At 64.4% G+C, this 13,420-nt stretch carries 14 protein-coding genes; 2 read left to right on the forward strand and 12 right to left on the reverse strand.

The genetic code is table 11. The annotated features are described in order from the left end of the window. Positions 1 to 109: 109 nt before the first annotated feature. From C8C98_RS03010 to C8C98_RS03065, 12 genes are all read right to left on the reverse strand, one after another. The gene (locus C8C98_RS03010) at positions 110 to 1,015 is read right to left on the reverse strand and encodes a carbohydrate kinase family protein (protein WP_121453073.1); all 906 of its coding nucleotides are present in this window, start codon (positions 1,013 to 1,015) and stop codon (positions 110 to 112) included. A gap of 23 nt (positions 1,016 to 1,038) precedes the next feature. Continuing rightward, complete coding sequence (locus C8C98_RS03015; protein ID WP_121453074.1) at positions 1,039 to 2,793, reverse strand: zinc-ribbon and DUF3426 domain-containing protein; 1,755 nt, start codon at positions 2,791 to 2,793, stop codon at positions 1,039 to 1,041. 55 nt (positions 2,794 to 2,848) lie between these two features. Continuing rightward, positions 2,849 to 3,751 (reverse strand): 50S ribosomal protein L11 methyltransferase, encoded by a 903-nt coding sequence (gene prmA / locus C8C98_RS03020; protein ID WP_121453075.1) that lies wholly within the window; start codon positions 3,749 to 3,751, stop codon positions 2,849 to 2,851. A 77-nt stretch (positions 3,752 to 3,828) separates the two neighbouring features. Further along, positions 3,829 to 5,178, reverse strand: coding sequence for an acetyl-CoA carboxylase biotin carboxylase subunit (accC, locus tag C8C98_RS03025; RefSeq protein WP_099656420.1), 1,350 nt, complete (start codon positions 5,176 to 5,178; stop codon positions 3,829 to 3,831). A 7-nt stretch (positions 5,179 to 5,185) separates the two neighbouring features. Then, positions 5,186 to 5,641 (reverse strand): acetyl-CoA carboxylase biotin carboxyl carrier protein, encoded by a 456-nt coding sequence (accB, locus tag C8C98_RS03030; RefSeq protein ID WP_099656421.1) that lies wholly within the window; start codon positions 5,639 to 5,641, stop codon positions 5,186 to 5,188. 159 nt (positions 5,642 to 5,800) lie between these two features. Next, positions 5,801 to 6,382 carry a TlpA disulfide reductase family protein gene (locus C8C98_RS03035; RefSeq protein WP_121453076.1) on the reverse strand — a complete coding sequence of 194 codons (582 nt, stop codon included), beginning with the start codon at positions 6,380 to 6,382 and terminating at the stop codon, positions 5,801 to 5,803. Beyond that, the gene (locus C8C98_RS03040) at positions 6,379 to 6,981 is read right to left on the reverse strand and encodes a hypothetical protein (protein ID WP_099656423.1); all 603 of its coding nucleotides are present in this window, start codon (positions 6,979 to 6,981) and stop codon (positions 6,379 to 6,381) included. Before C8C98_RS03040 ends, C8C98_RS03035 begins: the two co-directional genes overlap by 4 nt. 375 nt (positions 6,982 to 7,356) lie before the next feature. Beyond that, complete coding sequence (locus C8C98_RS03045; protein ID WP_121453077.1) at positions 7,357 to 8,358, reverse strand: tripartite tricarboxylate transporter substrate binding protein; 1,002 nt, start codon at positions 8,356 to 8,358, stop codon at positions 7,357 to 7,359. 149 nt (positions 8,359 to 8,507) lie between these two features. After that, on the reverse strand, positions 8,508 to 9,242 hold the full coding sequence (locus tag C8C98_RS03050; protein ID WP_199726538.1) for an SDR family NAD(P)-dependent oxidoreductase: 735 nt from the start codon (positions 9,240 to 9,242) through the stop codon (positions 8,508 to 8,510). Between the two features lie 2 nt (positions 9,243 to 9,244). Further along, entirely contained in the window at positions 9,245 to 10,453 is a 1,209-nt protein-coding gene (pcaF, locus tag C8C98_RS03055) for a 3-oxoadipyl-CoA thiolase (RefSeq protein WP_121453079.1), read from the reverse strand. Positions 10,454 to 10,483: 30 nt separating this feature from the next. After that, the gene (locus tag C8C98_RS03060) at positions 10,484 to 11,134 is read right to left on the reverse strand and encodes a 3-oxoacid CoA-transferase subunit B (protein WP_121453080.1); all 651 of its coding nucleotides are present in this window, start codon (positions 11,132 to 11,134) and stop codon (positions 10,484 to 10,486) included. Between the two features lie 39 nt (positions 11,135 to 11,173). Further along, positions 11,174 to 11,890, reverse strand: a complete 717-nt coding sequence (locus tag C8C98_RS03065; protein WP_121453081.1) for a 3-oxoacid CoA-transferase subunit A — start codon at positions 11,888 to 11,890, stop codon at positions 11,174 to 11,176. A gap of 167 nt (positions 11,891 to 12,057) precedes the next feature. Here C8C98_RS03065 and C8C98_RS03070 point away from each other — a divergent pair, with 167 nt between their 5' ends. Both C8C98_RS03070 and C8C98_RS03075 read left to right on the forward strand, forming a co-directional pair. Further along, the gene (locus C8C98_RS03070; protein ID WP_121453082.1) at positions 12,058 to 12,918 is read left to right on the forward strand and encodes an IclR family transcriptional regulator C-terminal domain-containing protein; all 861 of its coding nucleotides are present in this window, start codon (positions 12,058 to 12,060) and stop codon (positions 12,916 to 12,918) included. A 62-nt stretch (positions 12,919 to 12,980) separates the two neighbouring features. Next, on the forward strand, positions 12,981 to 13,415 hold the full coding sequence (locus C8C98_RS03075) for a DUF1841 family protein (RefSeq protein ID WP_121453083.1): 435 nt from the start codon (positions 12,981 to 12,983) through the stop codon (positions 13,413 to 13,415). The last annotated feature ends 5 nt before the right edge of the window (positions 13,416 to 13,420 follow it).

The following is a 13,420-nucleotide window of genomic DNA, read 5'->3' on the forward strand; positions in this document are numbered from 1 at the left end:
TATGCCCAAACACTAAGAACCTGTTCTAAAAGCGAGGCTGTGCGTGCCAACGCCCGCTCTCAAAGTAGTGGGGCGCGCTACATCAACAGCGCGCCATGGCATTACGACCTCAGGCGTATTCTGCCGGGGAGAAATCCAGGGTGTAGTTCTGCGGGCCGCGCTGCGCAATCTTGAGCGCCCCCACCCGGTTACCCAACTCGGCACAGCGTACGAGCGGCCAACCCTGCTCCAAGCCGAACAGCAACGCACCGCGCCACGCATCGCCACAACCCGTGGGGTCCACCACCGCCGCAGGCTGAGCAGGTGCCACACGGGTGCATTCGCCGGCCACCCACACATCCACCCCCTCGGCTCCCAGCGTGACGACCAAGCCCTGTACCTTGCGCGAAATGTCCGACAGACTCAGGCCCGTGCGGTCGCACAGCATCTTGCCTTCATAGTCGTTTACCGTGACCCAAGTCGCCTGCTCGATGAACTGAGACAGCTCAGCACCATTGAACATGGGCAAGCCTTGGCCTGGATCGAAAACGAAGGGGATACCCGCCGCCACAAACTGTGCTGCGTGCTCAAGCATGGCATCGCGACCGTCCGGCGAAATGATGCCAAGCCGGATCCGAGGATCCGCAGTGATGCGGGTCACATGCGCCTGCATCATGGCCCCTGGGTGAAATGCCGTGATCTGGTTGTTGTCACGGTCGGTCATGATCATGGCCTGCGCTGTGTAGGTGCCATCCACCTGCTTCACAAACTGGTCGCTGATGCCCAAAGCCGACAGGCGCTGCAGGTACTCAGCACCATCCGTTCCCAAGGTGGCCATCGGCAAAGCCTCGCCACCCAGCAGCTTCAGGCTGTAGGCGATATTGCCCGCACACCCCCCAAAGTCACGGCGCAAAGACGGCACCAGGAAGGAGACGTTCAAGATGTGCAACTGGTCCGGAAGGATCTGCTCCGCAAAGCGCCCCTCGAAGGTCATGATGGTGTCGAACGCCAGAGAACCACAAATGAGAGCAGCCATAGGAAACAATCAAAAAAGAAGAATCAAGGATAGAAAGCCAGCAGGCGGTAGCCCGCCACCCGCGCGCCCCCGGTGGTGACCAGCACAGACACTGCGGCATTCCACTCGCCACCCGCAGGCAGCTCTTGGGGCGCCGACATCTCTGAGGGCAACAGCACCCGCCGCAGCACAGGTTGGTCTTGCGCATCGGTCAGCGTCAACTCCACGGCCGGCATTTCCAGTGGAAGGGTGGCACGGCTTTTCATGGTGATGGCCAGCACATAGCTGTCACCGCGCGCTTTGTTGAAGGACGAGCTGTCGATCACAACATCGCTGATTTGCCGCTGGGGCGCCAGCGCGCACTCCAAGGGCTCGCACAACGCCAACAAGGCTGGGCGCAGCCGTGGCTCCATGGCAGCCAGGCGATTGCGCTCGTGCACCGCCACCTGCCCCGCCAGCACAGCCAGCAAGCCAAGAGACACGGCCACCAAGGCCACGCGCACCAAGGGTTTTCGCCAAAACGCGCGGCGGTGTGCGGCCTTTACGAAACTCACATCTTCGGTGGGCATGGCATCTGCGGTGGCTTCGTCGTCACCCGCCGCATCCTCCAGCAACTCCGCAGGGGCGCTGGAGGGAGCCGGGGGCTCCTTGCGCTCCGAATCGGTGGACACCGACGGAAACGCCACAGAAGGAAGCGCCAGAGCAGGAACAACCCCGCCGTCGACACCGTCTACGACGTCCTGACCCTCACCCCCATCAGCGGCCTCCAGGGGCTGCTTTTTCGCACGTCCCGCATTGCCTGCATCACCCTGCAACCGCTCAAGCCGCTCCGTAGGCTGACCCTGTGCAGCATCCACGGCCGACACCTTCACCGCTTGCTGGGCAGACGGGTCTGGCTTGGCGGGCAAGTCCAACGGAGGATACGGGGCATGGACCTGGACCTCTGGCATGGCCTGCGGTGCTGCCTCAGCAGCCCCATCGGCTGGCACGGCCACAGGCACCGCAAGGTCCTGTGGCAATTCCAGGTCCTCTTCCAAAGCCTCTGGCAGCAGGGCAGTGTCTGCAAAATCTTCCGCGTAGGGCAGCTCGTAGCCGCCTGGCAATGGCACAGGTGCCTGGGCAACCTGTGCAGCAGCAGCCTCAGGGACAGCCGCGGGCACGGGGGCACGCGTACCCTGAAGCACCAGCGCCAACATATCGGCCGACAGGATGCGGCTTTCCTGCCGCTCGACGATCACAGGCCGAACTGGCACGGGCGGTGGAACCGGGGTCGAAACCTGGGGCGGATTCCGGGGAGTGGGCGCAGCAGGTGCACCACCCCATGCAAACGGAGCCAACGGCTCCAAACCCAGCTCTGTGCCTTGCAGGTGCCCATCGCGGTCACCCGCTGGGGCTGCGGCGAGAAAGGCCGGCGGCACAGGATCGGGAACCGCCAGCACCTCTGGCAAAGGGGCCGGCGCCCGGGCTGGGCTGCTGGGCGGGGCAAAAGGGGCTGCAGCTGCAGGGGCCTGCGGCTTGGCCACGGCGGCCCCTCTGGCGGCGACTGACGCCGATGCGGGGGGAGCCCCCCAGGCCCTGGTCGACTCATCCGCACGCGCCACTGGCTGGGGCGGTGGGCGCACATCGGTCAGAGAGACATCGGGCAGCAACGCTGGCGGCGGAGCGGGCATCAGAAACTCGGAGGCGTCAAACACCTCGGCGCAATTGCCGCAACGCACCCAGCCTTCAGAAATGCGCAGCTGATCCGCGACCACTTTGAACTGGGTCGAGCAGGCCGGGCAGCGTGTAATCTGGCTCATCTGCAATGGATTGTAGAGCGCACACCCCGCAGCCTGCGGGGCCTGCAGGCACAGATCAACGGCTGGCCGTCATCAAGATCCAGCCGTCTTCCCTGTCGGCCACCTGCAACTGAAGCCAAGGCGCGTACGCCTCTTGAAGCTCCTGGGCCTGGCGCTCCAGAATACCGGCCAGCACCAGGTGCCCCCCAGTTGCCACATGGCTGCACAGCAAAGGCGCCAACACCCGCAACGGCGTCGCCAGGATATTGGCCAGCACCGTGCGGTACTCGCCCTGGGCCTTGTCAGGCAAACCCGCCTTCAGCTGCACGCCATTGGCCTGCGCGTTTTGCAAGGTGGATTCAACCGCCGCCGGGTCAATGTCCACCGCATCAATGTCCACGGCGCCAAACTTGGCAGCGCCGATGGCCAGGATGCCGGAGCCACAGCCGTAGTCCAGCACACGCCCCAGGGTGCTTGTGCCATCGGCCGCCACAACCCCATTGCGCGCAATCCAGCGCAGGCACATGCGGGTGGTGGGGTGCGTGCCCGTGCCAAAGGCCAGGCCCGGGTCCAGGCGAATGCTGCGCACCGCCTGCGCTGGCAACTCATGCCAAGTTGGCACGATCCAAAAATCCGGCGTGATGTCCACCGGAGCAAACTGCGATTGGGTCAGGCGCACCCAGTCCTGCTCGGGCACATTGGCAATGCCCAGCACCTGGCAACCGTCAAAAAAATCCTGCACTGCCAGCAACTGCTGAGCTTCCTCTGCAGCCGCTTGGGTGGGAAACAACGCCACCACCCGGCTGCGCTGCCAGCCATCTTTGGGCGGGGGCATGCCAGGCTCGCCAAACAGCGCCTGCTCGGCATCGGTCTGCGCATCGGCGTCTTCCACCGAAACGCTCAAAGCGTCCAGCGCATCCAGCGCGTCGCTCACCGCTTCGATGCGGTCTTCAGGGCACATCAGGCTCAGCTCAAACATGAAAAACGCCTCTTTGCAAAAATGAAATGCTGGCACCCGTCTCCAGGTGCCAGCATGCTGGGTTGCTCAGCGCTTTATCAGCGCTTGTGTTGTGACAGCCACTCTTCCAGGTAGTGGATGTTCGTGCCACCGGCCATGAACTTGGCGTCCACCATCAGCTCGCGGTGCAGCGGCACGTTGGTGTTGATGCCTTCGATCACGGTCTCCGACAGTGCCGTGCGCATGCGGGCCAGGGCCTGCTCGCGCGTGTCACCGTGCACGATGATCTTGCCGATCATCGAGTCGTAGTTGGGCGGAACAAAGTAGTTGGTGTACGCATGCGAATCCACGCGCACGCCAGGGCCGCCCGGGGGATGCCAGGTGGTGATGCGCCCGGGTGACGGGATGAATTTGTACGGGTCCTCGGCATTGATCCGGCACTCGATGGCATGGCCTCGGATTTCGATCTGGCGCTGGGTGAACGGCAGCTTCTCGCCCGCCGCGACCATGATCTGCGTCTTCACGATGTCCACGCCAGTGATCCACTCGGTGACGGGATGCTCCACCTGCACGCGGGTGTTCATCTCGATGAAGTAGAACTCGCCGTTTTCGTACAGAAACTCGAACGTGCCCGCACCGCGGTAGCCGATCTTCTTGCAGGCGGCCACGCAGCGCTCACCGATCTTCTCGATCAGCTTGCGAGGGATGCCAGGGGCTGGAGCCTCTTCGATCACCTTCTGGTGGCGGCGCTGCATGGAGCAATCACGCTCGCCCAGGTACACCGCGTTGCGGTGTTTGTCGGCCAGCACCTGGATTTCGATGTGGCGTGGGTTCTGGAGGAACTTCTCCATGTACACCGCAGGGTTGCCAAACGCAGCGCCCGCTTCGGCCTTGGTCATCTGCACCGCATTGACCAGCGCGGCCTCGGTATGCACCACACGCATGCCGCGACCACCGCCGCCGCCAGCAGCCTTGATGATCACGGGGTAGCCCACGGCCTTGGCGATGCGGCGGATCTGGACCGGGTCATCGGGCAGTTCGCCCTCAGAGCCCGGCACGCAAGGCACGCCCGCCTTGATCATGGCCTGCTTGGCCGACACCTTGTCACCCATGGTGCGGATGTTGTCGGGTGTAGGGCCGATGAACTGGAAGCCGCTCTTTTCCACGCGCTCGGCAAAATCGGCGTTCTCCGACAGGAAACCGTAGCCAGGGTGGATAGCCTCAGCGTCGGTCACTTCGGCGGCCGAGATGATGGCGGGCATGTTGAGATAGGACAGCGGCGAGGGCGCAGGGCCGATGCACACGGCCTCTTCAGCCAGCTTGACGTACTTGGCGTCACGATCGGCCTCGGAGTAGACCATCACGGCCTTCACACCCAACTCATGGCACGCGCGCTGGATACGGAGAGCAATCTCTCCGCGATTCGCAACGAGAATCTTTTTGAACATGGGCGCCTTATTCGATGACGAACAGCGGCTGTCCGTATTCCACGGCCTGGCCGTTTTCACCCAGGATGCGGGTCACGGTGCCCGACTTGTCGGCTTCGATTTCGTTGAGTATCTTCATCGCTTCGATGATGCAGATGGTCTCGCCTTCTTTGACCTGGCTGCCCACTTCCACAAACGCCTTGGCGCCTGGGCTGGACGAGCGGTAGAAGGTGCCCACCATGGGCGACTTGACTACATGGCCTGTGGGCGCCGCAGCCGCAGGGCTGGGCAACTCGGCCACAGGGGCGGCCACTGGGGCTGCAGCCGCCACGGGGGCTTGCATGGGGGCGGCCACATATTGCTGAACCACGGCGCCGCCGCTCTTGACGATACGGACTTTGCCTTCGGCCTCGGTGATTTCGAGTTCGGAAACGTTTGACTCGGAAACGAGGTCGATCAAGGTTTTGAGTTTTCGCAGATCCATGGAAGCTCCAACGGCTATAAAACTAAATAGGGCGCGAATTTACTCTAATTTCGGACTACCCCAGCCATTGGGAGGTAATTTTCACCAACATCAAAGCCAAAACGGCAGGTGAAACAGCGCCAAAGGCCAAGCAGGCGCCCAGCGAAAGCGCTGCAGCGCCTATCGCAAACTGGCCCACTGTTGCAAATCCTGGGCCGTGACCTGCCCCATTTTACGATGCAGCACGTTGCCCCCCTGCCCCAAAACTACGGTGAACGGCAGGCCACCGGTGAGGTTGCCCAGCGACCGCCCCAGCTCCGTGCCCCCCATGCCCGCCAGCCCCACGGGGAAATCCAGCGGCAAGCGGCCCAGGAACTTGCGCACAGCCGAGGGCTGGTCGATGGCCAAGCCCACCACCTGCCAGCCCTTGGGGGCGTTTTCGCGGTAGAAGGCGTTGAGCATGGGCAGCTCGTCCACACAGGGTGGGCACCAAGTGGCCCAGAAGTTGAGCAACACCGGCTGGCCCTGCAAGGCTTTCATCACCAAGGGCGCGCCACCCGCAGGGGTGTCGAACTCCATGCCCCACAGCGCAGCTTCAGCACCCTCTTGCTGTGCATGGGGCTGCAAGCGCCACCACGCCAGCCCGGCGCCGCCAAGCGCCGCAGCCCCGGCCACAGCGCCATACAGCCAGCGCCTGCGCGCGGCCTGGGCCGTGTGGTCAACGGATGGGGCGGTAGATGAGGTATCGGGCGGCAAGCTCATGGGGCGGTCTCTTCCAGCAGGCGGCGCACGGCCGTCACATCGCCACGGGGGGTGCGCCCCTTGGCGTCGGGCTTCAGAGCCCCCCGCAAATCGTCTAGGTCATAAATCATCAGGTGCACACCAATCATTTCATTGAGTTCTGCGCATTTGCTGCCCAGGCTGAGCGCTTCGACCGATTCGCCGTGGAATCCGGTCACCGTGCGCGGCTCGTAGTCCACATGGTGGTCGATCAGCGCAATCTCGGCCGACTTGGAATCATCGCAAAACAGCTGGATGTAAATGTCCGACAGGCGCGTGGCCGTGCCATGCCACACCGCCCCGGCCAGGTGCGGGCGAAACTCGGCCATGCGCACCATCCACACCAAGGCCAGTTGGCGCAGGGCGCGCAGCTCGCGGGGCTGGGTGTCGGCACAAAAAATATCCAGGTATTCGCGCACAGCGGCCTCCACCTGGTCGTTGTCGGGCAGCGGGGTGCGGGCGGGCAAGCCCATCTCGCGCACCGCGCGGCGCTTGGCGGGGCCCCATTCCAGCCCCTCTTCCACGACGATGCGGGCCGTGGTGGCTGCGATTTCGGCACTCAATGGGGTGGGATTAGGCATAGGAAAACCCTGAGGGATTCAGCAACCGCCATTGTGGCGCGAATGGGCGACGCAGCGGGCAGCACCGCCCGCACGGGTTCGAGGGTTTCTCAGCCAATGCCTGTTAACGGTCTTGTTGAGCAAAAGCACTATCAAAAAAATAGCTGCTAGCGCTTTATTCACCTGCCGTATCTCGGTTTTTTATTGTGAATGCGCGCGCATCTGCGGCTTGCACCTGCCCCACAGCAACAGCGCATGCCCTTGGAGGGCACCACAGCGCGCTGCGGCGGAGAAATTCACTATAGAAATGGCTGCTAACGCTTTATTTATAAGCGCTGGCAGCTATCATTTTTTGCAAAACTGTCACCTCCCAGGGGGCAGCAGGCACGTCCCCCCTCAATCCAGGCTAGCGCCCGACTCCTTGACCACCTTGCCCCACTTTGCACTTTCGGCCTGGATGAAAGCAGCGAACTGCTCAGGGGTCTCGCTGTAGGTTTCTGCGCCCTGCTCGTTGATCTTCTTCGCCACGTCGGCCTGGTTCAGCACCTTCACGAGCGCCTTATTGAGCTGGGCCAGCACCGGCGCGGGTGTACCGGCAGGCGCAAACATGCCAAACCACGAGGTGGCTTCGTAGCCTGGCACCCCGGCCTCGGCGATGGTGGGCACGTTGGGCAGCTCGGGCGAGCGCTTGGCCGTGGTCACGGCGATGGGCACCAGCTTGCCGCTGCGCACGTGCTGGATGGCCGAGGGCATGTTGTCGAACATGATGGCGATCTGGTTGCCCAGCAAGTCCGTCACTGCCGGGGCACTGCCCTTGTAGGGCACGTGCATCATGTCCACCTTGGCGAGGCTCTTGAACAACTCACCCGACAGGTGGATGGAGCTGCCATTGCCCGACGAGCCAAAGTTCACCTTGCCGGGGTTGGCCTTAGCGTAGGCGATCAGGTCCTTCACGGTCTTGAACGGCTGATTGGGGTTGGCCACCAGCAGGTTGGGCACATTGGCCACGCGGGTCAGTGGCACAAAGTCCTTGATGGGATCGAACGGCATCTTCTTGTACAGGCTGGCGTTGATGGCGTGCGTGCCCACCGTGCCCATAAACAGCGTGTAGCCATCGGCCGGTGCCTTGGCCGCCATGGCGCCGCCGATGTTGCCACCCGCACCCGCCCGGTTGTCCACGATGACGGACTGGCCCAGCTCAGCAGTCAGCGCTTGGCCAATGATGCGCGCCAGGATGTCGGTGGTGCCGCCAGCCGCAAAGGGCACGACGATGGTGACGGGCTTGGTGGGATAGCTCTGGGCCAGCGTGGCCGAACTGCCCAGCAGGCCTGCACCAGCCAGGGCTGCGGCAGCCACGGCAGAAAGGGCCTGGCGGCGGGTGGTTGGAATGCGGTTCATGGTTTGTCTCCTTCAAAAGGTGGATGGAATCGGTGCCATGGCTACGGCAATTGACCGCGCCATGGCCTCAACCAGGGCTCTGCGGCCCCGGGCGAGAAGGTGTTGCGCCCCTTTGGGGGCAGGGAAATCAGGACAGGGTGTGAGCTGCTCTAAACCGGGGCCACCCCCAGCGTGGTGCCTCCACACACATACAAAACCTGGCCGGTCACAAAGCCGTTGTCGGGCGAGAGGAAGAACAACGCCGCGCGCGCCACGTCTTCGGGCGTGCCCATGCGGCCCACGGCGATGCTGTTCAGGATGCGTTGCGTTTGTGGCGCGCCGTCGGGGTTGCTCTGGCGGAAGAGTTCGGTGGCAATCGGCCCAGGGCCGATGGCGTTGACGGTGATGCCGTCCCGCCCCAGTTCCATGGCCAAGGTACGCGTCATGCCAATCATCCCGGCCTTAGTGGCCGAATACACGATGCGATCGGCCTTGCCCAGTGCAGCGCGCGAAGACATGTTCACGATGCGGCCCTGGCCGCTGGCGCGCAGCGTAGGCAAAAACGCTTGCACCAGCAGCATGGGCGCGCGCAGGTGCAGGCCCACCACGTCATCCAGCTGCGCGGTGGTGGCCGTGTCGATGGTGCCGGGGCGCGTGGCGCCCGCGTTGTTCACCAGCGCGGTCACGTTGTGCTTGGCAGCAATCTCGGCCGCGCGTTCGCGGGTCGACGCCTCATCCGTCAGGTCACCCTGGTACGAGGTGAGCAGCAGGTGGCTCCAGCTGGGCGGCACGTAGTCCAGGTTGACCACGGCTCGGCCCTGGGCCAGCACGGCTTCGGCGATCGCGCGGCCGATGCCGTTGCTGGCGCCGGTGACGACCGTGACGGGTGTGCGTTGTTCGGTCATGCTCACACGCGCTCCAGGATGATGGCAATGCCCTGCCCCACGCCGATGCACATGGTGCACAGCGCGTACTGACCAGCGTGCTCGTGCAGGCGGTTCACGGCGGTGGTCACCAAACGCGCGCCGCTGGCACCCAGCGGGTGGCCCAGCGCGATGGCGCCGCCCCAGGCGTTGACGCGGGCGTCGTCGTCCTTGATGCCCAGGGCGCGCAGCACGGCCAGACCTTGCGCGGCAAAGGCTTCGTTGAGTTCGATCACATCCAGGTGGTCGATGGTCAGACCCGTCTGCGCCAGCACCTTGAGCGTGGCGGGCGTCGGGCCAAAGCCCATGATGCGCGGCGCCACACCGGCCACAGCCATGCCCACGACGCGCGCGCGGGGCTTGAGGCCGTATTTACCAGCATTGGCCTCGTCGGCCAGCAGCAGCGCGCAGGCGCCGTCGTTCACGCCCGATGCGTTGCCCGCCGTCACCGTGCCATCGGGCCGCACCACGCCTTTGAGCTTGGCCAACGCTTCCAGGCTGGTCTCGCGCGGGTGTTCGTCTTGGCTCACGATGAGGGCGTCGCCTTTCTTTTGTGGGATGTGCACCGGCACAATCTCGCGCGCCAAGTGGCCGTCCTTGATGGCCGCCACGGCGTTGAGCTGGCTGCGCAGGGCCATGCGGTCTTGGGCTTCGCGCTCGATGCCAAAGTCCGTCGCCACGTTCTCGGCGGTTTCGGGCATGGAGTCCACGCCGTACTTTTCCTTCATCAGCTTGTTGACGAAGCGCCAGCCAATCGTCGTGTCGTACACCGCGTTGTTACGGCTGAAGGCCGACTCTGCCTTGGGCATGACAAAGGGCGCGCGGCTCATGCTCTCGACGCCGCCCGCAATCATCAGCCCCGCCTCGCCCGACTTGATGGCACGCGCTGCGGTGCCCACGGCGTCGAGCCCCGAGCCGCACAGGCGGTTGATGGTGGCGCCGGGCACGTCGATGGGCAGGCCTGCGAGCAAGCTGCTCATGTGGGCCACGTTGCGGTTGTCTTCACCCGCCTGGTTGGCACAGCCGTACAGCACGTCGGTCACCGCCGCCCAGTCCACACCGGGGTTGCGCTCCATCAGCGCCTTGATGGGGATGGCGCCCAGGTCGTCGGTGCGCACGCTGCTCAATGCACCGCCGTAGCGGCCAAAGGGCGTGCGGATGGCGTCGCAGATAAAGGCTTGGGGTTGGCTCATGGGTTTGTCTCCTGGAATCTAAAAATGGAATCAGCCCGCCGCTCGGATGGGCAGGCCCACCAGCCGCTCCAGCTCGGCCAGCGACAGGCCGGGCACGGTGTCGATGAGTTGCAGCCCGCTGGGTGTACAGACCAGTGTGCACAGATCGGTATAGATGCGCTTGACGCAGGCGACACCGGTGAGGGGGTAGGTGCACTGCGTCACCACCTTGCTGGCGCCCTGCTTGGTGAGCAAATCCATCATCACCCAGGTCTGCTTGGCGCCGATGGCCAGGTCCATCGCCCCACCCACGGCGGGGATGGCGCCGGGCTCGCCCGTGCTCCAGTTGGCCAGGTCGCCCGTGGCAGACACCTGGAACGCGCCCAGCACGCAAATGTCGAGGTGGCCCCCGCGCATCATCCCGAAGCTGTCGGCGTGGTGAAAGTACGCGCCGCCGGGCAACAGCGTCACGGGCTGCTTGCCTGCGTTGATGAGGTCGTAGTCCTCCAGCCCCGCAGCAGGAGCCGGGCCCATGCCCAGGATTCCGTTTTCGCTTTGCAGGATGACTTCGCGCCCCTCAGGGATGTGGTTGGCCACCAGGGTGGGCTGGCCAATGCCCAGGTTGACGTACGCGCCGTCGTGGATGTCTTGCGCCACGCGGCGGGCGAGTTCGTCTTTACTCCGTTTTTGATAGCTGCTCACGCTTGCTCCTTGTGCGCCAGAGGCATTTTTTATATGTAATCAGGCGGTTTTCTTGAAACCACCGGCCTGCGTGGCGGTGCGCTCAATCTTCACTACGTGGCTCACGTAGATGCCGGGCGTGACGATGGCTTCGGGGTCCAGCGCCCCCAGCTCCACCACCTCGTGCACGGTGGCGATGGTGGCCTTGGCCGCCGTAGCCATCACCGGCCCAAAGTTGCGGGCCGACATGCGATAGGTGAGATTGCCCCAGCGGTCGCCCTGCTCTGCCTTGATCAGGGCCACATCGCCGTGGATGGGGTACTCCAGCACGTAGTGCTTGCCGTTGATCTCGCGCGTTTCCTTGCTGGACCCGTCTGCGTTGCGGGCCAGTTCCGTGCCATAGGCCGTGGGGCAAAAGAAAGCGCCGATGCCCGCCCCCGCAGCGCGCAGGCGCTCGGCCAGATTGCCCTGGGGCACGAGTTCGAGTTCGAGCTTGCCGCTGCGGTACAGCTCGTCGAACACATAGCTGTCCACCTGGCGCGGAAAGCTGCAGATGATCTTGCGCACCCGGCCGGTCTTGAGCAGCGCCGCCAGGCCCTGGTCGGCATTGCCCGCGTTGTTGTTCACCACCGTCAGGTCGCGCGCGCCGTGTTCCATCAGGGCGTCAATCAGCTCGCCGGGAATTCCGGCCGTGCCAAAACCGCCAATCAGTACCGTGGCACCATCGCACACCCCGGCCAGCGCCTGTGCGGCCGAGTCGGCTATCTTGTTGATCATGAATCCTTGTCTCCTGCAAAACGGATGGATGGAGCCACCACCCTGGCACCACAACCTTGGCTTGAACCGGCAGCACGCCCATCAGCACATCGATTCAAAACACCGATCCCAAATGTTCGCATGTAGAACATTTGTTCGTATAATGAATTATAGAGACTGAGCCCACCATGCCTACCCATGAAAACCCCGAGGCCACCTCGGGCTTGCCTGCGTCCGCCCCTTCATCAACCCCTGCAGCGGCCGAGCCGCCCAGCGCTCCCAAGCCAGGCGACAGCTATGTGCAATCGTTCGCGCGGGGGCTGGAGGTCATCCGCTCGTTCAGCGCCAGCGCACCCCAGCAAACCCTGAGCGAGGTCGCCGCCCAGACGGGCCTGACCCGCGCCGGGGCGCGGCGCATCCTGCTCACGCTGCAAACGCTGGGCTATGTGGAAACGGACGGCAAGCTGTTTCGCCTGTCGCCGCGCATCCTGGACCTGGGCTTCGCCTACCTGTCGTCCCTGCCCATGTGGAACCTGGCCGAGCCGGTGATGGAAGACCTGGTGGAGCAGGTGCGCGAGTCGTCGTCGGCCGCTGTGCTCGATGGGCTGGACATCGTCTACGTGCTGCGCGTGCCCACCCACAAAATCATGCGCACCAACCTGGGCGTGGGCTCGCGTCTGCCTGCGCCCTGGACATCCATGGGCCGCGTGCTGCTGGCAGGGCTGAGCGACGACGAACTGCAAGCCCGCTTGTCCACGCTGGAGCTGCACCGCCACACCGCCCACACCGCCGCCGACCTGCCCACGCTGCTCGAACGCATCCGCCAGGCCCGCACCCAGGGCTGGTGCCTGGTGAACCAGGAGCTGGAAGAAGGCCTGATCTCAATTGCCGCGCCCCTGACCAACCGCGCCGGGCAGACCGTGGCGGCCCTCAACATCAGCGGCCAGGCCAACCGCACCAGCGCTGAGCTGATGCAGCAAACCCTGCTGCCGCCGCTGCTGCGCGCCGCGCAGACCATCTCGCGCATGATGGGTGCGGCACGGCGCTAACGCGCTGCCCACCAAGCCCCACTGGACACAAGACAAGAAGGGGCGTGCTACGCTCCCGCCCCATGTTCAGCCCCTCCCAAGCCGATGTGCGCCGCTTCCTGTGCGGCGTGCACGCCAAAGCCCAAAGCGGCGCGCCCATGGAAGCCATCGAAACGCTGGCCAGCCTGTGGATTGCCGAGCACCCCGAGTACCACGCAGACCTGTCGGATGTGGACGCGGCCATCGCCCGCAACTACGACGAGACACCGCAGCAGACCAACCCGTTTCTGCACCTGTCCATGCACCTGTCAATCAGCGAGCAGTGCAGCATTGACCAGCCACGCGGCATCCGCCAGGCGGTGGAGCTGCTGGCCAAGCGGCTCGACTCGCTGCACGACGCGCACCACGCCACCATGGAATGCCTGGGCGAGATGCTGTGGGAGAGCCAGCGATCGGGCCGCCCGCCCGATGGCAATGCCTACATCGCTGCCGTGCAACGCCGCGCCACCCGCGATTGAGTCCC

The organism is Acidovorax sp. 106 (assembly GCF_003663825.1).
GTDB lineage: Bacteria > Pseudomonadota > Gammaproteobacteria > Burkholderiales > Burkholderiaceae_C > Acidovorax.

Excerpts from the sequence above, each read along its gene's own strand:
- C8C98_RS03010 (WP_121453073.1), bottom strand. The coding sequence starts at position 1,015 with ATGGCTGCTCTCATTTGTGGTTCTCTGGCGTTCGACACCATCATGACC.
- C8C98_RS03015 (WP_121453074.1), bottom strand. The coding sequence starts at position 2,793 with ATGAGCCAGATTACACGCTGCCCGGCCTGCTCGACCCAGTTCAAAGTG.
- prmA (WP_121453075.1), bottom strand. The coding sequence starts at position 3,751 with ATGTTTGAGCTGAGCCTGATGTGCCCTGAAGACCGCATCGAAGCGGTG.
- accC (WP_099656420.1), bottom strand. The coding sequence starts at position 5,178 with ATGTTCAAAAAGATTCTCGTTGCGAATCGCGGAGAGATTGCTCTCCGT.
- accB (WP_099656421.1), bottom strand. The coding sequence starts at position 5,641 with ATGGATCTGCGAAAACTCAAAACCTTGATCGACCTCGTTTCCGAGTCA.
- C8C98_RS03035 (WP_121453076.1), bottom strand. The coding sequence starts at position 6,382 with ATGAGCTTGCCGCCCGATACCTCATCTACCGCCCCATCCGTTGACCAC.
- C8C98_RS03040 (WP_099656423.1), bottom strand. The coding sequence starts at position 6,981 with ATGCCTAATCCCACCCCATTGAGTGCCGAAATCGCAGCCACCACGGCC.
- C8C98_RS03045 (WP_121453077.1), bottom strand. The coding sequence starts at position 8,358 with ATGAACCGCATTCCAACCACCCGCCGCCAGGCCCTTTCTGCCGTGGCT.
- C8C98_RS03050 (WP_199726538.1), bottom strand. The coding sequence starts at position 9,242 with ATGACCGAACAACGCACACCCGTCACGGTCGTCACCGGCGCCAGCAAC.
- pcaF (WP_121453079.1), bottom strand. The coding sequence starts at position 10,453 with ATGAGCCAACCCCAAGCCTTTATCTGCGACGCCATCCGCACGCCCTTT.
- C8C98_RS03065 (WP_121453081.1), bottom strand. The coding sequence starts at position 11,890 with ATGATCAACAAGATAGCCGACTCGGCCGCACAGGCGCTGGCCGGGGTG.
- C8C98_RS03070 (WP_121453082.1), top strand. The coding sequence starts at position 12,058 with ATGCCTACCCATGAAAACCCCGAGGCCACCTCGGGCTTGCCTGCGTCC.
- C8C98_RS03075 (WP_121453083.1), top strand. The coding sequence starts at position 12,981 with ATGTTCAGCCCCTCCCAAGCCGATGTGCGCCGCTTCCTGTGCGGCGTG.